Annotated in this window: 25 protein-coding genes and 1 tRNA gene; 16 read left to right on the top strand and 10 right to left on the bottom strand. The window is 43.8% G+C overall.

The features are described from left to right. Window positions 1-3: 3 nt before the first annotated feature. The 4 genes from A3IK_RS0106470 to A3IK_RS0106455 form a co-directional block, all read right to left on the bottom strand. On the bottom strand, window positions 4-393 hold the full coding sequence (locus A3IK_RS0106470; RefSeq protein ID WP_020559165.1) for a type II toxin-antitoxin system VapC family toxin: 390 nt from the start codon (window positions 391-393) through the stop codon (window positions 4-6). Continuing rightward, on the bottom strand, window positions 386-640 hold the full coding sequence (locus A3IK_RS0106465; RefSeq protein WP_020559164.1) for an AbrB/MazE/SpoVT family DNA-binding domain-containing protein: 255 nt from the start codon (window positions 638-640) through the stop codon (window positions 386-388). Before A3IK_RS0106465 ends, A3IK_RS0106470 begins: the two co-directional genes overlap by 8 nt. A 165-nt stretch (window positions 641-805) precedes the next feature. Beyond that, entirely contained in the window at window positions 806-1,402 is a 597-nt protein-coding gene (locus tag A3IK_RS0106460) for an SH3 domain-containing protein (protein WP_020559163.1), read from the bottom strand. A gap of 91 nt (window positions 1,403-1,493) precedes the next feature. Continuing rightward, window positions 1,494-2,084 carry an HAD family hydrolase gene (locus tag A3IK_RS0106455; RefSeq protein ID WP_020559162.1) on the bottom strand — a complete coding sequence of 197 codons (591 nt, stop codon included), beginning with the start codon at window positions 2,082-2,084 and terminating at the stop codon, window positions 1,494-1,496. Window positions 2,085-2,167: 83 nt separating this feature from the next. On the opposite strand from A3IK_RS0106455, the gene A3IK_RS0106450 reads away from it, so the two are divergent. Genes A3IK_RS0106450 through A3IK_RS0106440 form a run of 3 tightly spaced genes read left to right on the top strand, consistent with a single transcriptional unit; the run spans window position 2,168 to window position 3,972 of the window. Then, window positions 2,168-2,932, top strand: a complete 765-nt coding sequence (locus A3IK_RS0106450; RefSeq protein WP_083915682.1) for an RNA pseudouridine synthase — start codon at window positions 2,168-2,170, stop codon at window positions 2,930-2,932. Continuing rightward, window positions 2,932-3,651, top strand: a complete 720-nt coding sequence (locus tag A3IK_RS0106445) for an AzlC family ABC transporter permease (RefSeq protein WP_020559160.1) — start codon at window positions 2,932-2,934, stop codon at window positions 3,649-3,651. Before A3IK_RS0106450 ends, A3IK_RS0106445 begins: the two co-directional genes overlap by 1 nt. Window positions 3,652-3,654: 3 nt before the next feature. Continuing rightward, the gene (locus tag A3IK_RS0106440; RefSeq protein WP_020559159.1) at window positions 3,655-3,972 is read left to right on the top strand and encodes an AzlD domain-containing protein; all 318 of its coding nucleotides are present in this window, start codon (window positions 3,655-3,657) and stop codon (window positions 3,970-3,972) included. A gap of 53 nt (window positions 3,973-4,025) precedes the next feature. On the opposite strand, the gene A3IK_RS0106435 is transcribed toward A3IK_RS0106440, so the two are convergent. Together A3IK_RS0106435 and ubiD are read right to left on the bottom strand one after the other, a co-directional pair. Continuing rightward, window positions 4,026-4,889, bottom strand: coding sequence for a helix-turn-helix transcriptional regulator (locus A3IK_RS0106435; protein WP_020559158.1), 864 nt, complete (start codon window positions 4,887-4,889; stop codon window positions 4,026-4,028). Between the two features lie 247 nt (window positions 4,890-5,136). After that, complete coding sequence (ubiD, locus tag A3IK_RS0106430) at window positions 5,137-6,600, bottom strand: 4-hydroxy-3-polyprenylbenzoate decarboxylase (RefSeq protein ID WP_020559157.1); 1,464 nt, start codon at window positions 6,598-6,600, stop codon at window positions 5,137-5,139. A gap of 110 nt (window positions 6,601-6,710) precedes the next feature. On the opposite strand from ubiD, the gene truD reads away from it, so the two are divergent. Then, window positions 6,711-7,748 (top strand): tRNA pseudouridine(13) synthase TruD, encoded by a 1,038-nt coding sequence (gene truD, locus A3IK_RS0106425; RefSeq protein ID WP_020559156.1) that lies wholly within the window; start codon window positions 6,711-6,713, stop codon window positions 7,746-7,748. A 70-nt stretch (window positions 7,749-7,818) separates the two neighbouring features. After that, window positions 7,819-8,826: a GTP 3',8-cyclase MoaA gene (moaA, locus tag A3IK_RS0106420; protein WP_020559155.1), complete on the top strand. Its 1,008-nt coding sequence runs from the start codon at window positions 7,819-7,821 to the stop codon at window positions 8,824-8,826. Between the two features lie 49 nt (window positions 8,827-8,875). Here moaA and A3IK_RS0106415 read toward each other — a convergent pair whose 3' ends face one another. Further along, on the bottom strand, window positions 8,876-9,832 hold the full coding sequence (locus A3IK_RS0106415; protein WP_245539463.1) for a c-type cytochrome: 957 nt from the start codon (window positions 9,830-9,832) through the stop codon (window positions 8,876-8,878). Between the two features lie 254 nt (window positions 9,833-10,086). Between A3IK_RS0106415 and A3IK_RS0106410 the strand changes: the two genes are divergently transcribed. Beyond that, window positions 10,087-10,160 (top strand) — tRNA-Arg (locus A3IK_RS0106410). A gap of 188 nt (window positions 10,161-10,348) precedes the next feature. Next, the gene (locus A3IK_RS0106405) at window positions 10,349-11,269 is read left to right on the top strand and encodes a ribokinase (RefSeq protein WP_020559153.1); all 921 of its coding nucleotides are present in this window, start codon (window positions 10,349-10,351) and stop codon (window positions 11,267-11,269) included. Here the strand turns inward: A3IK_RS0106405 and A3IK_RS0106400 are convergent. Next, window positions 11,259-12,074 carry a GntR family transcriptional regulator gene (locus tag A3IK_RS0106400; protein ID WP_020559152.1) on the bottom strand — a complete coding sequence of 272 codons (816 nt, stop codon included), beginning with the start codon at window positions 12,072-12,074 and terminating at the stop codon, window positions 11,259-11,261. The two genes, A3IK_RS0106405 and A3IK_RS0106400, sit on opposite strands and share 11 nt — an antisense overlap. A 116-nt stretch (window positions 12,075-12,190) precedes the next feature. Then, window positions 12,191-13,159 (bottom strand): octaprenyl diphosphate synthase, encoded by a 969-nt coding sequence (ispB, locus tag A3IK_RS0106395; RefSeq protein ID WP_020559151.1) that lies wholly within the window; start codon window positions 13,157-13,159, stop codon window positions 12,191-12,193. 166 nt (window positions 13,160-13,325) lie between these two features. Here ispB and rplU point away from each other — a divergent pair, with 166 nt between their 5' ends. The 6 genes from rplU to A3IK_RS21820 all read left to right on the top strand — a co-directional run bounded on the left by rplU (window position 13,326) and on the right by A3IK_RS21820 (window position 18,085). Continuing rightward, on the top strand, window positions 13,326-13,637 hold the full coding sequence (rplU, locus tag A3IK_RS0106390; protein ID WP_020559150.1) for a 50S ribosomal protein L21: 312 nt from the start codon (window positions 13,326-13,328) through the stop codon (window positions 13,635-13,637). Window positions 13,638-13,649: 12 nt separating this feature from the next. Next, the gene (rpmA, locus tag A3IK_RS0106385; protein ID WP_020559149.1) at window positions 13,650-13,916 is read left to right on the top strand and encodes a 50S ribosomal protein L27; all 267 of its coding nucleotides are present in this window, start codon (window positions 13,650-13,652) and stop codon (window positions 13,914-13,916) included. An 83-nt stretch (window positions 13,917-13,999) separates the two neighbouring features. Continuing rightward, window positions 14,000-15,043: an Obg family GTPase CgtA gene (gene cgtA / locus A3IK_RS0106380; protein ID WP_020559148.1), complete on the top strand. Its 1,044-nt coding sequence runs from the start codon at window positions 14,000-14,002 to the stop codon at window positions 15,041-15,043. Continuing rightward, window positions 15,015-16,154 carry a glutamate 5-kinase gene (proB, locus tag A3IK_RS0106375; RefSeq protein WP_020559147.1) on the top strand — a complete coding sequence of 380 codons (1,140 nt, stop codon included), beginning with the start codon at window positions 15,015-15,017 and terminating at the stop codon, window positions 16,152-16,154. The genes cgtA and proB overlap by 29 nt, the downstream gene beginning before the upstream one ends. A gap of 34 nt (window positions 16,155-16,188) precedes the next feature. Further along, complete coding sequence (gene apaG, locus A3IK_RS0106370) at window positions 16,189-16,566, top strand: Co2+/Mg2+ efflux protein ApaG (RefSeq protein ID WP_020559146.1); 378 nt, start codon at window positions 16,189-16,191, stop codon at window positions 16,564-16,566. A 379-nt stretch (window positions 16,567-16,945) separates the two neighbouring features. Next, window positions 16,946-18,085, top strand: a complete 1,140-nt coding sequence (locus tag A3IK_RS21820; protein ID WP_281167266.1) for a lytic transglycosylase domain-containing protein — start codon at window positions 16,946-16,948, stop codon at window positions 18,083-18,085. Window positions 18,086-18,219: 134 nt separating this feature from the next. Here the strand turns inward: A3IK_RS21820 and A3IK_RS0106360 are convergent, their stop codons facing one another. Then, complete coding sequence (locus A3IK_RS0106360; protein ID WP_020559144.1) at window positions 18,220-21,141, bottom strand: zinc-dependent metalloprotease family protein; 2,922 nt, start codon at window positions 21,139-21,141, stop codon at window positions 18,220-18,222. A gap of 601 nt (window positions 21,142-21,742) precedes the next feature. Here A3IK_RS0106360 and A3IK_RS0106355 point away from each other — a divergent pair. Genes A3IK_RS0106355 through waaF form a run of 3 tightly spaced genes read left to right on the top strand, consistent with a single transcriptional unit; the run spans window position 21,743 to window position 23,894 of the window. Beyond that, window positions 21,743-22,666, top strand: coding sequence for a branched-chain amino acid transaminase (locus A3IK_RS0106355; protein ID WP_020559143.1), 924 nt, complete (start codon window positions 21,743-21,745; stop codon window positions 22,664-22,666). Window positions 22,667-22,678: 12 nt separating this feature from the next. Then, window positions 22,679-22,885 (top strand): zinc-finger domain-containing protein, encoded by a 207-nt coding sequence (locus A3IK_RS0106350; RefSeq protein WP_020559142.1) that lies wholly within the window; start codon window positions 22,679-22,681, stop codon window positions 22,883-22,885. A 4-nt stretch (window positions 22,886-22,889) separates the two neighbouring features. After that, window positions 22,890-23,894 carry a lipopolysaccharide heptosyltransferase II gene (gene waaF / locus A3IK_RS0106345; protein ID WP_020559141.1) on the top strand — a complete coding sequence of 335 codons (1,005 nt, stop codon included), beginning with the start codon at window positions 22,890-22,892 and terminating at the stop codon, window positions 23,892-23,894. Window positions 23,895-23,948 lie beyond the last annotated feature (54 nt).

Below are 23,948 nucleotides of genomic sequence, written 5' to 3'. Positions count from 1 at the left end.
ATGTTATCGAATCACTTGTATCTCTATTTCATTGGATACTTCCTTCCAAACTCTATCGGCGGTAATAACAGGTATACTGTTAAGTATGCCCAAAGCCAAACAAGCACGATCACCTAATGACAGACCGTAAGGTTTACTTAGCGGACGCAGCTCAGCATTAATCAGTGCTTGTTGGCTATCTTGAGCAATAAACTCTAGTTCTAAGCTCTCTAGCGTGACGATTACATCAGCAATAGGCATACCTTTATCGACTAACTTACTGGCTAGTTCTGTATAGTTGACGCTACTAATTAAACAGGAGGACTCTTCTAAAATCTGCTCTATTAGCTCTGCACCTGTCTCATTAAATAAGTAGGCTAATATTGCTGAAGTATCTACTACCACCTTATTCATATTTAGCAGCCTCACGGCGCTCAGCTATTAATTCATCGACCATAGACGATGCGGGCTTAATATAAGATTGAACTAACTTTCTGGCTCTTTGTAGGCGTAGCTTACGTGTCATTAAACGTAGTTCAGATGTTTCTTCAATCCATTCTAAAATAATCTGATCACCTACTTGAATACCCAGTTTTTGACGAATTTCGATGGGTAGCACAATACGCCCCCCTTGAGAGACATTAGTCGTTAATATTGTCATAATCAGTACCAATTGACATTAAAAGAGTATTTGACATTAGTTTATAGCAAGATAGTAAAAATACCATTTAATCTTTTAATATCCTCTCCCCGCACGTTGTATGGAGAGAGACTTTTATGAGATAGCCGCTCTAAGAAATGGGGGATATTTAGTGTTATCAATCTATTAACGACAGCAGCCACTCAAAAACGTGTTATTGGGTAATAGCACGTCAATCGCATAGGGATAAATAGTATCTGACATCCCATCGCTACATTGGCCTGTTTTTTGGATTAAAAAGGCTAGTTTTCCTGCCTCGACAACGCTGGTTTTCTGGTCGCGTGTAGCAGTACGCTTAGTCACGGTGGCACGGTACTTAGTATCATTGGCTAGATTATCACCTTGTACCGTTTTGCCATTGAATTTAAAACTCCAAAATGGCTCTGTTCCACCACATTGTAAATGTTCGGTCACTTTGGAGGCTGTCACGCCTAGGCGATCTAAATTTGTGCTAGGGGTGAGGTATTTTTTATTCACCCAACCATTAAAGTTATTAAAATGTACCGCTATCCACGTCGAATTGCCAACGACTTTTTCCGTACCTGTACTAATAAGCTGTGTACCTTTAGGGAGGTTATACTGTGCACTCGCACTAGCACTGGGGGCGTCACGTAGATTGAGGCCATCGCTGGCATTGACCTGATAAATACTAAAGGGTGCAGCTTGTACCGTACTGGTTAAGAGGGTGAGTGCGGCTGCGGTGATTAAAGTAGAGAGGTGCATAATCGTGCTCCTGATAAATGCTTATAAGGTAAGCATAGGCGATGTACTAATGCAGCGATGTGAACTTATGCACCCTTCGGTTGTGACCTATTCAGCTTAATAATTCATGAAGCTCCGCAATACAGACATCCGCATACTCACGGTGATTGAATTTTTTACTTGGATCAATATAAATAGTACTGGTTTGAGCAGCACGTCCGGCTTGTAAATCATATAAATAATCCCCCACCATCACCGCATCAGTCGGCAAGCCCTGCCATTGGGTAAGTAAGCGTTCAATCCCCGCCGGATGGGGTTTCGGTGGCACACAATCCCGACTCACCAAATTTTCCACACTAAAATAATCCCATAAACCTGCGGCTCTGAGGGTCACTTCAATATTTTGCAAACTATTACGGGTTAAAATACCTATTTGTGCGTTTTGATGGCGTAAATAGTCCAATAGGTCGGTGGCACCCTCGGCGGCTTGTGCTTGACTGGCAATCTCTAATTCAATTTTGTTGAGTTGGATACGTTTAGGGGCTGCCTCTGCTTCAGGTAATTCAGCTAGGCTTTCTAAAATAGTTTGATGACCAGGTAGCCCCAAAGCCTGACGCATAGCGATAAAATCGTGTTGCGCAAGGGTTAAAGTCCCGTCCATATCAAAGATCCAATATTTGCGCTTCATTAGTGGGTGTGGCATGTTAGTTAAAACCTCCTTTTTTCTCATGCCGTACAGTAACATGCTCGGTAAATAGGCTGCAAAAGACCGATAGGAAATAAATAATGCCCAAGACGACGCATACTACTTCCACGAATACGCTTTCTTCTTTGAATATGGTGACTGCAATACGACTTTCCAAAGCAGTGATGCAGTTGGTGGGATGCTCACGTAGTCAGGCCGAGCAATATATTGAAGGAGGATGGGTTAGTGTCAATGGTCAAGTGATTGAGGAACCTTTTTTTAGGGTGACAACCCAAACCGTTACCTTAGCACCTAATGCGCAATTAACGCCATCGGAGCCAGTGAGTCTATTAGTGCATAAAGCGGCGGGAGTATCGATGGAGTCCCTCTTTATTGGCGATTATCTCAATCCTGATATGCGTTGGGTGAATGATATTACTAAGCACACGCCACTTAAACGCCACTTTAGAAAACTAACGGCCTTGCTTCCACTAGAAACGGAAGCTAGTGGCTTGGTACTGTTAAGCCAAGATGCACGAGTGATTCGCAAAGTACATCTTGACGAGGAGCGGATCGAGCAAGAGTATATCGTGGAGGTGGGGCAGGAGCTATCCACCACTCAATTACGGGTATTACAAACGGGCACAACTCGAGCCCATTCTCCGGTGCGTTATAAAGTCAGTTGGCAAAATGAAGGCCATCTGCGCTTTGCGATTAGAGGTGCTCATCTAGGGCAGGTGGAAGAGTTATGCCAGCTCATTCAAATCAAACCTTTGAGCCTGAAGCGTTTGCGCCTAGGACGTATACCCTTATCGAGTTTACCTATGGGCTATTGGCGTTATGCCACAACTTGGGAGCGGATTTAATGACAAAAGGGAGCGCTTTTCGTTTTGGCGCGTTGGTATCGGCACCGATGATTTTAGGGGGCGTGCCCTTTGGGATTATCTTCGGCTCACTGGTGGCAACCTCTGGCTATAGCGTGTGGTTAGCGGTGGCGTTATCGGCGATAGTGTTTGCGGGGTCATCACAATTTATTGCCATTGGTTTAATCGCCGCAGGTACTCCGGCTTGGGTTATTGTTTCAACCACCTTCATTGTGAATTTACGTCATTTTTTATATGCCGCTGATTTATTGAAATATGTACGCCATTTGCCCGTAGGCTGGCGAGCCGTGTTAGCATTTGGTTTAACGGATGAAACCTATGCGGCAGTGCGACCTTATTATGCGAATGGACGTTTGAATGAGCAAACAGGGCATTGGGCTTATTTAGGCTCGATGGTGACCATGTATAGCATGTGGAATGTCACCACCTTGCTAGGGTATTTTGTGGGGAGTCAAATGCCCAATTTGAGCACTTGGGGCTTGGAGTTTGCCATGGTAGCGACCTTTATTGGCATTATTACCCCATATCTAAAAACCCTACCCTATTGGAGTGCATTAATCAGTGCTAGTGTGACCGCCCTTTTATTAGTGCGTTTGCCTAATAACTTAGGGCTACTGATTGCTGCTTTAGTAGGGGTGAGCATGGGTATGTTGACGGAATACTTACAACGTCAACAACAACAGTTACCGAGCAAGGGGTAAAAAATGGAGCTAGTCTGGGTTATTGTTGGCATGTTTATCGTCACCTTTGGGGTGCGTTTTGTGCTGTATGCACGCGCTGAAAAGGTATTTTTGCCCCCTTGGATTGAGCAAGCCTTGCGTTTTGTGCCGGTGTCAGTATTGGGCGCTATTGTGGTGCCGATGGTACTTATGCCTAATAAAGAATGGGACTTGAGTTTAACTAGCCCGTGGTTAGTAGGTGGGATAGTGGCATTTGCTTTAGGTTTAATACGCCAGCAACCCTTATTAACGATTATAGGTGGGGTTGTAGCGTTCTTTCTCACCAAGTATTTAGTCGCTTGAGTCTCTTAGCACAGCCTTGGCGGTAAAAAATACCGCCTTGTGCTTATAGTCCTTTAAGTACTGCTCTCTGGGCGTAAACGTTGTTGAATCGCTTTGACCTGTTCTTTATTGACCAAGACTAATTCTTGTTTTTCGAGTGGCTCTTCTGAGTGCAGGTGGTATTCCTGCATAAAATAATGCACTAAGGCCGCTTTCATTTGTATCTGCAGCCTACCATTATCCATCCCATAGTCCCGCTCAATGGCGTGTTGCTGCTCAACGCTGAGGCGAGGATTAGGACTTAGTTCTAAAGTGACCACAGTATGCCATTCGTAGTCATGCGCTATATTGATCTCACAAGGTTTATGATGGCGAATTTCCAAAATACGCGATAACACAAAATCCCGAAAATCCTGATTATTGTCGCAATAGCTGCGGCAATGCCAACGCTTGTCTGCAAAACCTAAGGCATGAGGCATGATCCAGCGCCAACTCGGATTCGGGTGGCTAAAGGATTGGTATTTAATCTCAATAGCCTGTTTTTCTCGAATGGCTTGTACGATTTGCCGTACCACATCCGCATCGATGGAGCGTTTAATATTCGGTAGGGTGCCATAATCCACATGGCGCACCTGCAAGAAGGTATCCGAGCTTGATTGTTCACTCAACAATTGCTCTAGGTAACGCTCAGCATTGGGTTTAATCAATTTAGGCTCAAAATTGATAGAGGCCAGGTAGCACTTACGGCTTTTATCATATTCGAGATTATTCGGTGCAAGTTCTTGATAACGCTTAATATCAGCAGAGGCTTGGGGGGTGGATACACCAAAAAACTGAGTAATATCTTTGCGATTCACTTTGCCGTCCCAATAGAGCAGATACTCTATAAAATCAATACGGCGCTCCATACCCCATTGCATGATCAATTCGTGGCTCATCTTGTCCTTCTTATTTAGTGAGTAGGTTTATTATATCAGTTAAAAAACTTGACTAGTAAAGTTTTTTAACTGATAATGTATCTTAACAGGTAAGGGGAAAGAGTAAGCACTACAGACCCTTTACTACGCTAAAAATAGATTGCCTTGAGCAGATTACCAATGCTCAAAGACAAATAATAACAATAAGTTGGTTGATAACACTCGCGGAACCCTAACTCAAGCGCATACCCCTATGCGCTTTTTTCTTTTATAGACCTAACTGATTCCATAGTTCATCGACCCGATCTTGCACCGCTTTATCCATGACAATGGGAGTACCCCATTCGCGGTTAGTCTCACCGGGCCATTTATTGGTCGCATCCATACCCATTTTGGAACCTAACCCCGACATCGGCGAGGCAAAGTCTAAGTAATCAATCGGTGTGTTTTTAATTAAAGTGGTATCCCGCTCTGGATCCATGCGGGTGGTAATCGCCCAGATGACATCCTTCCAATCGCGGGTATTAATATCGTCATCCACCACAATAATAAATTTGGTGTACATAAATTGTCTGAGGAACGACCACACACCCATCATGACGCGCTTGGCATGTCCGGGGTATTGTTTTTTCATACTCACCACTGCCAGACGATAGGAACAGCCTTCGGGGGGTAAGTAAAAATCCACAATTTCAGGGAATTGCTTTTGCAAAATCGGTACAAACACCTCGTTTAAAGCAACCCCTAGAATGGCTGGCTCATCGGGTGGGCGTCCAGTATAGGTACTGTGGTAAATGGGGTTTTTGCGATGAGTAATGCGTTCAATAGTGAACACAGGGAAGTTATCCACTTCATTATAATAGCCTGTGTGATCTCCATAGGGGCCTTCGGGTGCCATATCATCGGGGTAAATATGCCCTTCTAATACATACTCGGCTGAGGCAGGTACTTGTAAATCCGAGCCTAAAGCCTTAACTACTTCCGTACGTGATCCGCGTAATAATCCGGCAAAAGCATATTCAGATAGTGTATCCGGAACCGGTGTGACTGCCCCTAAAATGGTAGCAGGGTCTGCCCCTAATGCTACTGCTATAGGAAAGGGCTTGCCAGGATTTAGGCGTTGGAAGTCACGAAAATCTAATGCACCCCCTCGATGTGAAAGCCAGCGCATAATCACGCGATTTTTACCAATGACTTGTTGGCGATAAATCCCTAAATTTTGGCGCTTTTTCTCAGGCCCTTTGGTAATGACTAAGCCCCAAGTAATCAAAGGAGCTACATCACCCGGCCAGCAGGTTTGAATTGGAATCTGGCCTAAGTCGACTTGATCACCTTCCAGTACTATCTCCTGACAAGGTGCCGAGCGCAGTACTTTAGGAGCCATATCCAAGACTTTTTTGAATATAGGCAAGGCGTTTAGGGCATCTTTAAAGCCTTTAGGTGGCTCAGGTTGCTTGAGCATCGCCAGTAATTTGCCCGTATCACGTAAAGCCTCGACTGAGTCTGCCCCCATACCTAGCGCTACACGACGCGGTGTACCAAATAGGTTGGCGAGCACCGGAGTTGAGTAGCCTTTGGGGTTTTCAAAGAGTAAAGCCGGGCCTTCGGAGCGTAATACTCGGTCAGCAATCTCGGTCATTTCTAGATAGGGATCAACCTCAAGCGAGATACGCTTAAGTTCGCCCATAGCTTCCAATTGTTGGATAAAGTCGCGTAGGTCATGGTATTTCATGACGTAAATCATAGCGAAAGTTATAAAAGGGAGCTATTAGTCTTTACAGTTGCGACGGAAGCTCGTTTTAGTATTAAATCAACTCCCTCACACGCCATCGAGTAGCTATCTTGAATACCCTCTTCTCTACTGAGTTTATCCCCGCCTATGCAGCGCCATTAACGGGACAATTTCGCGTTCACCACAGTGATTTTAAAGTGGATGAGCAAATGGATATTACCCTATCAGGGCAAGGTGAGCATTTATGGCTGCAAGTACGCAAAACTGGCGCGAATACCGATTGGGTGGCGGGGCAATTAGCACGTTGTGCGGGTATCAAAGAAATGGAAGTCGGCTATGCCGGTTTAAAAGATCGCCATGCCGTCACAACCCAATGGTTTAGCCTGCAATTAGCGGGAAAGCCGGATCCTGATTTCAGCGCATTGCTACCTGAAATAGAGATTCTACAAAGTACTCGACATGATAAAAAACTCAAGCGTGGAGCATTAACAGCCAATCACTTTCAATTGATTGTGCGTGATATCGAGGGAGATGTAGCCCAAGCCACAGCCATTATCGAGCAAATTAGTAAGCAAGGGGTGCCTAATTATTTTGGTGAGCAGCGCTTTGGTAATGAAAGAAATAATTTAACTAAAGCACTGGCTTGGTTTAAAGGCGAGTTTCGCCCTAAACAACGTCATCAGATGAGTTTGTATTTATCAGCAGCCCGTTCTTGGATTTTTAATCATATTTTACAAGAGCGGATTAAACAGGGAAATTGGAATACTCGTTTAGCTGGGGATGTATTTGTATTAGAGGATAGTCACTCATGGTTTTTAGATGATGGCTCGGAGAGTTTAGCCGAGCGTTTAAGCCAAGGTGATATTCATCCCTCTGGTGCTATGTGGGGAGAGGGCGATTTGCCTACGCAGGGCTTGATGCGAGCATTAGAGTTACAACAAGCTGATTACTTCCCAGAATTTTGTAAAGGTCTCATCCAGCAACGTTTAGCCTTTGAGCGTCGTGCTTTACGGGTGAATATTAAAAATTTGCACTATGAAGTATTAGATACTCATACTCTACAATTAAATTTCACCTTGCCAGCCGGTGCGTATGCGACCGTATTACTTGAACAATTAGGGCAGTTTGTAGCGGCGGTTCACACGTAATCTAGTAGGAAGTTTGCGAGGGTTAGTAAATGCTGTTATATCTGATTTAGCCTTGATTGGAGTGTAATTTATGAGTATCGCCTCACAACCCGCCTTAATCGACCGCTTTGGGCGGCGCATTAATTATGTACGTTTATCCGTGACAGATCGCTGTGATCTACGCTGTGTGTATTGCATGAGTGAGGATATGACGTTTGTGCCCCGCTCGCAGCTACTCACCTTAGAAGAGATGGCGCGTGTAGGTCGTGTTTTTGTGCAATTAGGGGTGAGTAAAATTCGTTTGACCGGAGGCGAGCCATTAACACGCCGCAATATCGTGCGCTTGTGTGAGGAGCTAGGCGAATTAGAGGGGTTACGTGACCTGACTATGACTACAAATGGCACACAACTCACCACTTATGCGGCAGCCTTAAAACAAGCAGGTCTCACCCGCCTTAATATTAGTCTTGATACCTTAAAACCAGAACGTTTTCGACAGTTAACACGGATGGGGGATATTAATAAAACCCTCGCTGGAATTGATGCTGCGTTAGAACAAGGCTTTGAACGGATTAAACTGAATGCGGTGGTCTTAAAACATCGTAATCATGATGAAGTATTAGATTTAGTCGAATTTGCTTTTAATAAAGGTTTGGATATTAGCTTTATTGAAGAAATGCCGTTAGGCGCTATTAGTGAGCATAGTAGAGCAGAGGCTTATTATTCGAGTGATGAGATTCTGCGTGATTTACGTGAGTATTATGATTTACAACCTATCGTAGCTCATACGGGTGGGCCCTCTAAATATTATGCCGTAGCAGGCAGTGATAGACGGGTCGGCTTTATTTCTCCCCATAGTCATAATTTTTGTGGTGATTGTAATCGGGTGCGGGTCACGGCTGAAGGGCGATTATTATTATGCTTAGGGCAGGAGCATTCTGTAGATTTAAGGCGTATTTTACGAGCCAATCCTCTAGACGATGAACCATTGCTACAGGCTCTACAAGAAGCTATGCAGATTAAGCCTTTTGGTCATGAGTTTGAGGTGACACAAGCTAAGGAGCAGGTTGTACGTTATATGAATATGACGGGCGGGTAATAGCAGCATAAAGAAAGGTGTAGAAAGACTACACCTTTCAAGGCTGAGCTTACTTAACTTGGCTAACCATATAATCAACCGCTGCTTTAAGTTGTGCATCGGTTAGAGCTGGGTTACCACCACGAGGAGGCATGAGGTTTTTACCATTCATGGTACTGGCATAAAGTGCTTCCATGCCGGTAGCAATACGGGGTTCCCATGCTGCTTTATCTGTTAATTTAGGTGAGCCAGAAACACCTACATCGTGACAAGAGAAACATAGCGATTTATAAACCTTTTCACCTTCTACTAGATCAGTGGCTGCACTTGCCTGAGCAGGAGTAGCTTCTGGAGCAGCCGGTGCGGCGGCCTGAGCAGGGGCAGCCTCTGGAGTAGCTGGTGCTGCAGCTTGAGCAGGCGCTGGAGTCGCTTCTGTAGCAGTTGCTTGAGCGGCAGGTGCGGCAGCTTGAGCAGGAGCCGGCGCGGCTTGAGCGGGGGCAGCTTGTGCAGCGGCAGCTGCTGGAGCTGCGGCGCTATCAGCTTGTGCTAACTCAATATCGGCTTTGCTAGTCATATAGAGAATCGTATCGGTTAGTTCTTGCTCTGTTAGTGTGGGATCACCACCTTTAGCAGGCATCTGGTTTTTACCATTAGTTGCTGCTTCTAATAGGCCTTTTAAGCCTTGAGCTATCCGTGGCTCCCAATCTGACTTACTGTCAATCTTAGGTGCGCCCAATGTACCGGTAGCATGGCAGTTGGTACATAGAGATTGATACACCTGCTCGCCCGTACGAGCCACAGGCGCTATCGACTTATCTACGGTTTTAACCACACCAATGCGCTTTAAGTCTTCTGTAATGAGCGAGTTTTCTAGATTAGCAGGATCGTTCAGGCCTTTGGTGCTGTTTCTATCTATTGTCGTGAATAAATTGCTAACTAGTACAAAAACCGTCGCACCCAATACGAGCAAACCACCAACCAAAACAGGCTTTGCCATTGGATCATAAGGTGTAGTTGATTGAGCCACAATATTTCTCCCATTAACCGGGCTAAAGGTGAGCTTTGCCCGCATGATAAATTTCAAAGAGGGTTACAAATCTATTTAATCGCTAAGAATTATATTTGAAACTGCTAATATGCACCAATGCTCTTTAGGGAAAAGTTGGTAATATTCCGTAGTTTTTCAATGGAATTACTGAGTGCTACACTAAACTATCCGAGAAATATCAAACTTTATTGGACTCATTCTCTAGATTTTTGTATTATCCATTCCCTCTCTGTGCGCCCTTAGCTCAGCTGGATAGAGCGTTGCCCTCCGGAGGCAAAGGTCAGAGGTTCGAATCCTCTAGGGCGCGTATCCCACTCATATCAAAAAACATCCCAATTCTTCTTAAGTTCTCCCTAGATCCCCCATCTAGTCAAGTTGCTAATGGATTTATATATTTAATTGATCCGATTAGTAAAATAAAACTCTTAGAACACTAGCTTTGCCAAACAATTGCCTACAATCTATGCTAATCATCGTCGGTAGAGGGAGACGTAGATGCAAGCTTTGGTATTGGGTAGTTATGTGCAGGCTCATTGTGTCAGAGTCGAGCAATTACCACAGAGTGGGGAGTCGGTTGCGGCTAAACAGCTTTGGATAGAGCATGGCGGCAAAGGTTTAAATTTAGCATTAGGTATGCAGCGTTTGGGCGTAAGCGTTGAGCTATTGGTGGCGGCGGGCACCGATGGGGCGGGGCAGACCTTAATCACTTACCTACAACAAGAAGGCTTAAATACCCAAAATGTATTGATATTAGAGGGTGCTTCAGGTTTTGGGGTGGGGCTAGTGACGGAGGCGGGGCAAAATATTATTGCGGTTTATGCGGGTGCGAATGCAAGGCTGAATGCTCAGCATATTGAGGCCGCTTACCCGCGTTTAGCGACGAGCCAATTAGTGTGTGCTCAATTTGAAATACCTGAGGAACCTATTATTCGAGCTTTTGAGTTAGCACGAGGATTGGGTATTCCTACGCTTTTAAATCCTTCTCCTTGGCGTAAACCGAGCAAACTATTGGAGACTCTCACGGATATTTGGGTGTTAAATGAAACCGAGGCTAGCCAGTTGTTTCAGCTAGGCGACGTATCAGAGTGGTCAAGTGAGCAATGGCTCGCAAATCTAACCGTACTGAATTGGTCGGGGAAATTGCTAATAGTGACCTTAGCCGCACAAGGATGTGTAGCCGTAGAAAAAACAGGTAATACCTATCATATCCCAGCCAAGGCTATTACCTTACAAGACCCTACCGGAGCTGGTGATGCCTTTACCGCAGGCTTGGTATATGCCTTACTGACTCAGCAACCTTTGCCGCTTGCTTTACAAGTGGCTAATACCTGTGGTGCTTATGTCGCAGCACATGCTGGTGTTTTGACGGTGTTACCAACCTTGGCGCAATTGCAAACCTTTGAGGCTAGGGATTGAGTTTCAAGTTAATGCGATAAGTATAAGCGTCACCTCGAAAAGTACCCTCTACATATTCAATCATGTGTGAGGTCGTGGTATAGGTTTTGCGTTTTAATAATAAGCAGGGCGCGGGGGTATCAAAGTCAAAGGCCAGCATTTCGTCTGGATTACTCATCGCCGCCTCCATAGTTTGTTCTGCATGCTCAAGGACTAGCCCGCAATGTTGCTGCATATACTCATAAATAGACCCTACTACATTCCACCGTTCTAAAGCAGGGGCAAGTGTTAGATCATACCAAGCAACTTCACGGGTCATAGGGACATTGTCCGCAAGGCGTAAGCGAATGAGCTGCAAAAAAGGAGCCGTTGAGGGACGCCCAAAAATCGAGGCAATAGTACGATCTTGTACTACCTCGCGAGCTAAAATTCTAGTAGAAGGCTCCATACCTAGTTCATGCATCTCCTCGGTAAATCCTTTTAATTTGCCAATTTCGGGGGCAATACGTGAAGGGCTTTTGATCACGACCCCTGCACGACCATGGGTACTAATGTAATTACGCTCACGTAATTCGTCGTAACATTTGCGTACGGTGGTTCGACTTAAATTCAATGCCTCCGCCAAAGTGCGCTCAGAGGGCAGGCTTGCTCCATCAAGGAGTCGTCCGGCTTGAATCATTTGAATAATTTGGCGCAATAATTGCCGATAAATAGGCTCGGCTAACGCCGTATCGGTCTGGGTCTGGAGTTGTTTGATTAGCCAAGTGCTATCATTGGCAGCCAAAGTATCAGCGGATAAAGGTGTGGTATTAGTTAGGTTTTGCATGGTTTTAGGTTCTACTACTGGCAATAAGGCTATAGACTAACCATATGCTAAACCTTAGTATCCAGCAATATAATACAGCAGATAAGTGAGTTAAGGCGGTGAGTTAGACCATTATTCTAATGGGAACGATTCACAGCTAACCAGCTCAGACTTTCCAATGCGGTTTTAAAGTCAGAATCAGCTAGGATTTGCAGCGCCTCTACGGCTAATTGAGCCTCAGTGCGGGCTTTCTCCATCGTGTATTCTAATGCTTGTGTTTGATGGATAGCTTGTTGGATAGCATCAATATGTTCTAGCCCACCATTCTCAATCGCATGACGAATCAACTCGGTTTGCTCAGGATTACCCCGTTGCAGGGCGATAATGAGGGGGAGGGTAGGTTTGCCTTCGGCTAAATCATCACCCACATTCTTACCCATTTCTTCACTGCTAGCACTGTAATCTAAGACATCATCGACTAATTGAAAGGCTGTACCTAAATGCATGCCATATTTAGCCATAGCTAACTCTTCAGCCTCTGGACGTTCTGCGAGTATGGCACCTAATTGGGTAGCGGCTTCAAATAGTTTGGCTGTTTTAGAGTGAATGACATCCATATAGCGCTGTTCGGTGGTATCAGGATCATGGCAGTTTAAGAGCTGCATGACCTCACCTTCGGCAATAATATTGGTCGTGGTGGATAAAATTTCCATCACGCGCATACTGCCAATGCTCACCATCATTTCAAAAGAGCGCGAATATAAGAAGTCGCCGACTAATACGGCTGCTTGATTCCCCCAAACATTATTAGCAGTTTCTTGACCACGGCGCATATCCGATTCATCAACTACGTCATCATGTAATAATGTTGCCGTATGGATAAATTCAATAATAGCCGCTACATCAATATGATGAGTGCCTTGATAGCCACAAGCACGAGCCACTAATAAGGCTAGGAGGGGGCGTAAACGCTTGCCACCACTACCGATAATGTATTGACTTAGTTGATTAATTAGTACGACATCAGAGTATAAACGCCGCCGAATCAGATCATCGACAGATTGCATATCTTGGGCAACTAATTGGCGTATAGCGTTAAAATTCATCTGAAAAGCTGACAGGGTAAAGCCCGCATGCTAGGTAACTGTATGGCTTAGTGTCAAGGTTTAAGAGGGAATACCACGAAATATTCATTATTTGTTTGCTCTTAAGCATTTTAAACACTATAATCCGTCGGCTTTTTACAGGACATTTTTTTGGAGACACACTAACATGTATGCGGTCATCGCAACAGGCGGTAAACAGTACCGCGTCGCAGTAGGCGACATTATCCAAGTTGAGAAACTGGATAAAGAAGAAGGCTCCAGCTTTGATTTCGAAAATGTCCTGATGGTTGGAAGTGGCGAGAGCGTCAAAATCGGTGCGCCTTATGTGACTGGTAGCCAAGTAACAGCTATTGTTAAATCACAAATGCGCGGCGAAAAGATTGAAATTATGAAATTCCGTCGTCGTAAACACCATCAGAAACGGACTGGTCATCGCCAGTACCTGACAAAAATCGAAATCACTGGTATTACGGCATAAGGGGTTTCAGACATGGCACATAAGAAAGCAGGCGGTAGTACCCGTAATGGACGCGATTCCGAATCGAAACGCTTAGGTGTTAAACGCTTTGGTGGTCAAGTCGTGAGAGCGGGTAATATCCTAGTACGTCAACGTGGTACACAATTCCACCCCGGTGACAATGTCGGTTGTGGTAAGGATCATACGTTATTTGCTAAAGTGGATGGCGTAGTCGTATTCTTACAAAAAGGCGACCGTGGTCGTAAATTTATTAGCGTACAACCAGCAGCTCAGGCCTAATTAAGCCTTTTCTGTTGAGTGATTAAAGCTACAAAGAAAGCTCCGCAGGTCGGGGCTTTTTTTGTATGTAGTGTAGTAAAAATATGCAATTCGTAGATGAAGTAGTCATTCGCGTGAAAGCGGGCGATGGTGGCAATGGATGTGTGAGTTTTCACCGTGAGAAATTTATCGACCGTGGTGGCCCGAATGGGGGCGATGGTGGTAATGGTGGAGATGTTTATCTAATTGCTGATAAAAGTTTAAATACCCTTGTCGATTTTCGTACTGATCGCTATTTTGAAGCGCAGCGCGGGGAAAATGGGCGTGGGCGTAATATGACCGGACAACGTGGCGAGGATAAAGAGATTCCTGTGCCCGTCGGTACGGTGGTGCATGATGAAGAAACGGGCGAGTTCATTGGTGATTTAACTGCAGTTGGCCAACGCTTAATGGTGGCTAAGGGCGGTTTTCATGGCTTAGGTAATACCCGTTATAAAAGCTCGATTAATCGAGCGCCGCGTCAGTCTAAGCCTGGTACTCCTGGTGATCTGCGTGAGTTACGTTTAGAGCTGCGGTTATTGGCGGATGTCGGATTATTAGGTTTACCCAATGCGGGGAAATCGACTTTAATCAGCGCCGTTTCATCTGCACGGCCTAAGATTGCAGATTATCCCTTTACGACTTTAACGCCTAATTTGGGTGTGGTGAAAGTAGGTCCCTTACAAAGCTTTGTGATGGCTGATATTCCGGGAGTCATTGAAGGGGCATCCGAAGGGGCGGGGCTAGGCTTACAATTTCTAAAGCATTTATCCCGTACTAGTCTATTGCTGCATGTGGTGGATGTGGCTCCTTTATCCGAAGAGCCAGAGCAGCAACCTGCCTATGCTGTTGAGGCGATTGAAAATGAGCTTGAGCAATATAGTGAAGAGCTGATTGAGCGACCGCGTTGGCTGGTATTAAATAAGATTGATTTGATTCCCGAAGAAGAGCGCCAAGCGCACTGTGAAGCGATTGTTGATGAATTAGGTTGGCAGGGTGAAGTCTTTATGATTTCGGCTGCAACAGCACAGGGCACTGAGGCATTGTGTTTCAAAATTATGCAATATTTAGAAGAGCAATATGCAGAGCAAGCTGAATCAACGCGCTGAATTTATGCAAACGACTCAACGTTGGGTCGTTAAGATTGGTAGTGCTTTATTAACCAAAGATGGTCAGGGGTTAGATCGTCCGGCTTTGGCAGATTGGGCGGGGCAGATCGCAAGGTTACGCAAGCAAGGGATTGAAATTGTGCTAGTGTCCTCCGGGGCAGTGGCTGAAGGTATGAGTCGCATGGGCTGGCATGAAAAGCCCAAGGCACTGTATCAAAAACAAGCGGCTGCTGCGATTGGGCAGATGAGCTTGATTCAGGCTTATGAAGAAAACTTTCAATTACATGGTTTTCATGCTGCACAAGTATTATTGACCCATGATGATTTAGCTAATCGTCGCCGTTATCTGAATGCACGCAATACTTTACGTGAATTAGTCGATTTGGGCGCAATTCCCGTTATTAATGAAAATGATACCGTCGCTTATGATGAAATTCGTTTAGGGGATAATGATACCTTAGGTGCTTTGGTAGCGAATTTGATTGAGGCGGATGTATTGATTATTTTGACTGATCAATCCGGGCTTTATAATAAAGACCCGCGTAAATTTGCCGATGCTGAACTGATTGAGTTAGGGCGTGCCAGTGATGAGTCTCTCGTGGGGTATGCCGGGGGCGCGGGTACTTTAATTGGTAGTGGTGGTATGCGGACTAAGGTACTTGCCGCTCGACGGGCTGCGGCCTCAGGCTGTGCCACTATTATTGCCTCAGGACGTGAGTCTTTGGTTTTAGAGCGTTTAAAGCAGGGCGAAAATATTGGTACGCTCTTGATTGCTGATCAAGAAACGTTGGTGGCACGCAAACAATGGATTGCCAGCCAACTGCAAATGCGTGGTAAGGTATGGCTGGATGAGGGAGCGGCTAATGCCATTCTCAATACGGGTAAAAGCTTATTACCGATTGGGGTGACACGCATTGAAGGGGTATTTGAGCGCGGTGATGTGGTGGGTTGCCTTGCTCCTGATGGTCAAATCATTGCTAAGGGCTTGGTCAATTATGCTAGTGATGAAGCTGATAAGATTAAGCGTCAGCCTTCTAAAGCGATTGAGTCATTATTAGGGTATGTCGATTCAGCAGAGTTAATTCATCGGGATAATCTAGTAGTATTGTGATTTATCCTTATAGCTTACGCATAGGAGCACAGTAGTGACAGAGCGTTATAAAATTGAAGTTTCAGCGATCACGGAGTATCTGGAGCAGGAGTCTGAGCCAGAGCGGGATCGTTATGCATTTGCTTATACGATCACTATTGTGAATCGCGGTGAAATCGCTGCACAATTAATCAGTCGGCACTGGATCATTACCGATGCCAATGGGCATGAGCAGCAAGTGCGCGGTGAGGGTGTGGTGGGTGAGCAGCCTATGCTTAAGCCTAATGAGGGTTTCCGTTATAGTAGTGGTGTCGTTTTGGATACCCCTATTGGAGCTATGCACGGAAGTTATCAAATGGTAGCAGAGGATGGCACAACGTTTGACGCCCCGATTGCACCGTTTAGCTTAGCGAATCGACGTTTATTGAACTGAGGGGAGGAAGATTAGTGTTTTATGGCTAATAAACTGTCTATTAAGCGCTTATCCATAATAAACCCTGTAGTATTTATTAAGAAATATTAGCAGAGATGTGAGTTTCAGCCGTGTCAACTGAAACCCACAAGATGGCATCACGATCCCTATGAGTACCTTTGCCTATTAGCAGTTAACATTGTATACCGAATAAAATAGGCTGGCTAGTTAATCTTGTATTAAGCTTGGTGTTTTTTATTCAATCCTCCTTTTAAGTCCACTTATCACCTTAAATTGTTTTATGGCTTGACAAAATGTTTTAATGCCGCCTTAGGATTGGCAATGGACTGATGAAGCCAGCTCATTATTTTGCTTACAAAATAACAATAGACGAACAATAATGATGAATATAACAATACCCTGTTTTTCCCATTCTCGCCTTCCTTTAGTGGCAGCCACCTGCATGGGCTTATTATTGAGTCAAACCGCTAAAGCAGAAATTTACCTCTATGTTGATAAAGATGGCAAACAATGGCTAACCAATACCAAGGTTGTTGGTAAAAAAATTAAACTAGTGGCTAAATATGGTAGCCCCGCGCCTGTTCCTGTGACGGTTGCTGCCCCTGCACCTGCACCTCAGCGCAAAACAACAACGCAATCGAATGATTATGGTTCTTTTGCCGGTACGACTCAGGCGGATTATATTCCTACTACGATGTCATTAGAGCCACGTGGTTGTGGACAATGGACAGGTGTGCAAGTCGAGCAAAAGGCTCAAGAGCACTTACCCGTTATCAGAGCCTATGCACGTGCTTATGGTGTCGAGGAAAATTTAATTCGAGCCGTTATTCGCCAAGAGTCTTGCTTTAATCACAAAGCGACTTCGCCCGTTGGCGCACAAGGGCTGATGCAATTAATGCCCGGAACCGCTGCTTTAATGGGCGTGACGAATAGTTATGAGCCACAAGATAATATTATGGGTGGCGCTAAATACCTAGGCCGTATGCTGCAACGCTTTAATGGCAATAAGCTATTAGCCTTAGCCGGTTATAATGCAGGTCCTGGTGCCGTGGATAAACATGGTGGTATCCCTCCTTATCGTGAAACCCAAAACTATGTCGTTAAGGTGATGGAGGAGTATCAGCGCTTAGAAAGTCTTGCTCGGATTAATAGATCATCGCAAACCACTTCATTAGCGAGAGCGAACAGTAGAGTGGGTGCGAGCTATTATGTCGGTAAAGACACCAGCGCAGATAAGCAAGCCAGTGTTCAAACCGCTTCAGCTAAAACGAAAACGAGCACTGCTGGAAAAAACACTAAAGCTAAGAAATCGACTAAGCGGGTATCGACTACTTATGCTACCAATTATCAGGCCGTACCGACCCAAAACTATATTCGGCGCTCTAGTGATAATAAAACGGCTTATTTAAATACCCCAACCCAAAACCAAACCACGATAGTGGCGTATAATGGTACTAATGATACCGTTTTCGAAAACTACAGTGACACGGATTATTATGTCCATGATGCGGTTAATTAATCTTTATTAGCTAAAGTAGAATGAACTTTAAAATATTAAAGAGATATTTTAAAAAAATAGGCCTAGCTTAATTTATTAAGCTAGGCCTATTAAATTATAAAGTTATTAGTTAGGCTAATTTGTAGCTATCCACATTATTGTGGACTCTCGGCAGGATTATAATTAGCAGGTTTGTCATGAGTCGTTTTATTCATGATCGTTTGATCAGGTAAGATGGTCTCAAGGGGCATACCAGATGGAATGGTTAAAGTTGCCCAGTCGGCTGTTAATGTATCAGAGTAGGCCATTGACATACCTACATAGCCACTAGTACGGCTACTATCTGTACCAGACCAGACTAAAGTTCCATTGATATAAAATTTCAGACTAGTACCTACAGCAACAACTCGTAAGGTATTCCAGCTATTCTGATAGATACTGGATGAAGAAGTCCATGATTGTAAAGCTGTGTAATAACCATTAATTACTTTCCAAACAGAATAATAGCCACTGTTAGTATATTGGAATAAATAACAGTTATAACATGCACCAGTGCTATCCACAGTGCCATCACCACGAATGGTTAAATTAGCAGAGCTAGAAGTATTACTACCAGTACGTTTGATTAAAGCACTATAGTCTACTTTACTATAAGTGGTTGGGGAGTAAATGACATGGTTCCATGCAGCACTGCGACCACTAGTGCCTATATAGAGGTTGGATATGTTGCTCCATATTCCTGATCTTGTAAGCCATTTTGAAATATTACCATTAAATTGCTCATTAAAACCTGAAAGAGTAACAGCTTTATAGGTGTAGTCACGGTAGTACCAAGTACCAGCACTTATATTGGCAGCAATTTTCTCACCCGCTTTAGGTATGGGATGAGCACTTCCACGGTAATACCAGAAACGTACGTATAAGGTGCGCCCATCTTGAGGTAGATTTGAGGCTGTTCTTTGAAGAGTTGTGGAGGTTAAGATACCACTGTTATAAATATCTTTAGCGCCTACAGTTGATCCTATTTGTAGTGAATATTGTTTGACATTAGAAGCTCCATTTGCACTCCATTTGAAAAGTTGTGAGGTACTAGTGAAAATGGCTTTATTGGTAGGACTGGTAATGGATGGTGTAGTGCTTCCAGTAGCCGTGTAGGTATAATCTGCGTACTTCCATACAGAACCAGTGTTCCACTGTAAACGCACATATACAGTAGAGTTATTGCTAGGTAATCCACTGACACTACGGCTGGTAATTGTATTAGCTAGCTCACCACTATTATGATAGGACGAACCACCTAACGTATTGCCTACATAGAGCCGATATTTAGTAACAGTAGCTCCGTTGGTGCTCCATGTAAAGGTTTGGGTAGTGCTTGCCAATTTAGTATTGGGTGTAGGAGATGTCATTTTAGGTGTAGGCACAGTAGCTGTACTCACAGTGAAGCGGTACAACCCTTCATTACCGTATTCACCAAAACCAGCACTCCAATTAGTATTGGGAGATACCGCATCAATGGTTAGATAATAGGTACCTGCTGCTAAACTACCTGTATATAACAGTTTGTTGGTAGAGGGAGATAGAGGGGATACTGCACTAGATAGAGCTTGAGCAATCAGTGTTCCTGAGCTATTAGTGAGCTTGGCATTCATCGCTAGATTGCTAGCAATTGATTCGCCTTCAGCACCAAGAGCAGGCTGAGCTTTCACAGTGACAGTTTGCGTACTACTTAAGGTAAATTTATAAACATCCACATCAGCCGCTAGACCATTAGGCCGAATATATCCCTGTTTATTGGTAGCAGGCAAAGTAAGAGTAGTAGCAGTAGCAGCCGTATTACCCGCATCATCCCCTGTAATACCTAACACGCTAGCGATTGTGGTAAAATCATTTTCATTGTTATTGGCATCAAGGTATTCACCTTTACTCCACTGTACATAGGGTTTATTAAAGGGAGCACCCATAATAGGTCCCCATACACCATGCCCTTGGTAGTAGCCTAGTGTATTGGTACCATCATGCTCTAATCCCATTTGATGTCCAGCCTCATGAGAAATAGTCATACCTAAGCTGCCTGCTGATCTATTCCAAACCCAAGCAGTTTTACTGTAGTCAGTTGTAAATCTAAAAGCACCTATAAAGGCAACCCCCCCATAACCTGGGTAAAAATAATCAGTAGTAGTTGCGATGATACGAGAGCGATTGGCGGATGGGGTCGCATTATAGATCGCTACATTAGTCGTCACATTAATCCCAAATGCAGCATAATCCTCAGCCGCCTCATTAAACCCTAGCCACATCAGATAACGATCTGCCTCTGAAAAATTGGTGGTATCCGAATCAGAGCTATATGGGGTATAAACAATAGGGTTGCCACTGTTAGTATAATCATTCCAAACTGTACCCGTTAAGGTTCCGCCCCAATAATCAATATAAAGTACTTTAGATGCTCCGGGTTTACTTTGTAAGCTTTTTAAGCTGGTTACATCGGGTATAGCTGCAGAGTTTTTAGGTATGGGAGCCGGGGCAGGAGGTGCGACTGGATAGGGTAAACAAATATACTTGCTCAAATTATCTTTAATTAATTGCCCAGTTCCATTGTTATTGATAATGGCTTTATGAATGGTTTTATTAGTGTTGTCATAGACTAATAGTTCACTAATGGCATTACCACGTTTTATTAAAGTAGCAGCACCACCATTATTAGCTAGAGAAACAATAGTGCGAGAGGTTTCTGGTAGACCCGTAGCGCTATTTTTTCCTGTTCCTGCAATAATATTCGTTACTTTACCAGAGGTAATCTGTCCTGAAGGAAGTGGCACCCCAACCTCTGTGCCAATAGTAAGGTTATTTATTATACCTGAATTTAATTGGACAGAATTGGTAGGTATAATGCCACTTGCACTACCCATTGCTGAAGGACTAGATGTGCCAAGCTGGAAAATTTTTTCAGCAGCAAAAGCATTAGTGGAGAATAGCGAGAGTAAATAAACAAGTACCAATACAAAAAATGCTAAGGAGTGGGAGGGATATCGATACATTTGAGGTTTTCTCAAAAAGGTATAATAACGTTCCATAATGGATTCCTCGGAGTTTAGTCTGAAAGATTTTCAAAAACCATCTTTAAATAACACTCAAAATAATTTTTGGAAGCATCTTTGATAATACAAGCCTAAAAGAGATTAGATTCTAAATAATCTTAAAAACACTGAATTACTAAAAGCTAAAAGATGAAGCCTTAAGTTAAGTCTGTGTTCATCATATAATTAAGCTAAGTAAAACTCAATAATCTTTATCATGAGTAAAAAATTATTTTAGAATAAATAATATTATTTAGAATTTTGGATAATTTAAATAAAATTAACCGTTTTAATATTTTCTTTATATATCAATAGATTAGTGTAATTTTATTTTAAATTGGTAAATTTAATCTATGATTAAAATTTAAATAGATATTTGTTTTTTGGTATTATATTTTTGTTTTTTTATTTCTAATAAATTATAAATAACTTAGCCTCGCTATCGTGATACTCATCTACTTAATGTTTTAGTAGCTATCTATAAGGGGGTATGCTGATGGGATTGGTTATCAACTGCCATTACATTTGCTCTAGAATCCCCAATTCTGCGCATGCTATGCTTAGTCTCTTATTATTCGTGAGTATGGGAGAGATCAGCATGTCAATGGCTGACCGCGATGGTGTGATTTGGTTAGATGGTGAGTTAGTACCTTGGCGTGATGCTAAAGTGCATGTACTGACACATACGTTACATTATGGTATGGGCGTGTTTGAAGGGGTGCGTGCCTATCAAACCGCCCAAGGAACGGCTATTTTCCGCCTGCAAGATCATACTCAACGTCTCTTAAACTCCGCTAAAATCATGCGTATGCCCGTAGGTTTTAGTGCAGAAGTGCTAAACGAAGCTCAACGCCTAGTGGTACGCGAAAATAAGCTCGATTCAGCTTACCTACGCCCGATGTGTTTTTACGGTTCAGAGGGTATGGGTCTACGTGCGGATAATCTGAAAGTACATACCATGGTTGCGGCGTGGACGTGGGGTTCATATTTAGGTGCCGACAATATGGAAAAGGGGATTCGGATTAAGACCTCTTCCTATACGCGTCATCATGTGAATGTTGCCATGTGTAAAGCGAAAGCTAATGGTAACTATATCAATTCTATGCTCGCGCTACGTGAAGCCTTAGATGATGGTTACGATGAGGCTTTATTGTTGGATACAGAGGGCTATGTCGCAGAGGGTAGTGGGGAAAACTTCTTCTTAGTAAAAGAGGGCGTGATCTATACCCCTGAGCTGACTTCTGCTTTAGATGGTATTACCCGTCGTACTGTATTGCAATTAGCTAAAGATTTAGGGATTGAAGTACGTGAAAAACGTATTACCCGCGATGAGGTTTATATTGCAGATGAAGCCTTCTTCACAGGAACGGCTGCGGAAGTGACCCCGATTCGTGAATTAGATCGTCGCCCTATTGGTGCAGGTACTCGTGGCCCTATCACTCAACAATTACAAAGTTTGTATTTTGATGTGGTCAAGGGTAAATGTAATGATCGTTATGGTCAGTGGCTAACCCTCGTATAAGGTGAAAAGCAGATGAGCATACCCTCCGTAGCTGATTATGAGCGCTTAGGTACTGAGCGTGATGTAGCACTTAACCGTGCTGATTTACCGCTGCATTGCCCACGCGATGATGCAGCGGATTGGTGTGCTCATCCACGGGTCTTTTTACCCATTGAAAAAAGCCCACAACAAAGCTGCCGCTGTCCCTATTGCGGCACTTTGTATCGCTTGGTAGATTAGTCTAATGATTCCTAAGCGCTGTCTGATTATTGGCCCGTCATGGGTGGGCGATATGATGATGGCGCAAAGTCTCTTTATTGCCCTAAAGCAGCAATACCCCACCCTAAGCATTGATGTATTAGCGCCGAAGTGGAGTTTATCCTTACTCGCTGTTATGCCAGAAGTAAGTGAAGGAATAGAGCTACCCTTTCAACATGGCGAACTTAATCTCAAGGGGCGTTATCAATTAGCCCAAACCTTAAAAGCATGTCGCTATGATTGGGCGATTGTATTACCCAATTCATTTAAATCCGCTTTGATTCCGTTTTGGGCTGGTATTCCTAAGCGCACTGGATTTAAAGGCGAGTTACGTTATGGGCTACTCAATGACCGCCGTGAGTTAGATAAACAACAATTAACGATGACGGTGCAGCGTTTTGTCGCACTCGCTTACCCTGAAAATACTTATCCTATTCAATATTCTGAGCCACATATTACCTTATCAACTCAGCAATTATTGCAAGTGCGCGAGCAATTTAAATTGAATGCGGATCAGCCCATTTTAGCCTTGTGTCCGGGGGCGGAGTATGGAGAGGCTAAGCGTTGGCCTGCGAATTACTTTGCGACTGTAGCCGAGCACATGCTGGCTAAGGGTTGGCAAATCGTATTATTAGGCTCCAAAAAAGATCAAGCTGTTTGTGAGCAAATCATTACCCAATTACCGCAAACGACAGGTGTATGGAATCTCGCTGGTAATACTACCTTATTAGAAGCCCTCACTTTATTAGCCTTAAGTACGAAAGTATTAAGTAATGATTCGGGCTTAATGCACATGGCCGCAGCCGTCGGTACTCCTGTTATAGCGCTTTATGGCTCGACCGATCCTAATTTTNCCCCGCCGTTACATCCTCACGCTCAGATTATTAGTTTACATTTAGAATGTAGCCCCTGCTTTAAACGCACCTGTCCTTTGGGGCATATGAATTGCTTGAATCAGTTACTGCCTACACAGGTGCTGAGTATTCTCTAGCTAGAAATAAGACTATACCAATTCTATTGATTTAAGTTTTTACGCAAAAACTAT

Origin of the sequence: Thiofilum flexile DSM 14609 (genome assembly GCF_000380185.1) — a bacterium.
GTDB lineage: Bacteria > Pseudomonadota > Gammaproteobacteria > Thiotrichales > Thiotrichaceae > Thiofilum > Thiofilum flexile.
Note: the sequence above shows the minus strand (reverse complement) of the source record. Positions and strands in the feature narration are given on the sequence as shown.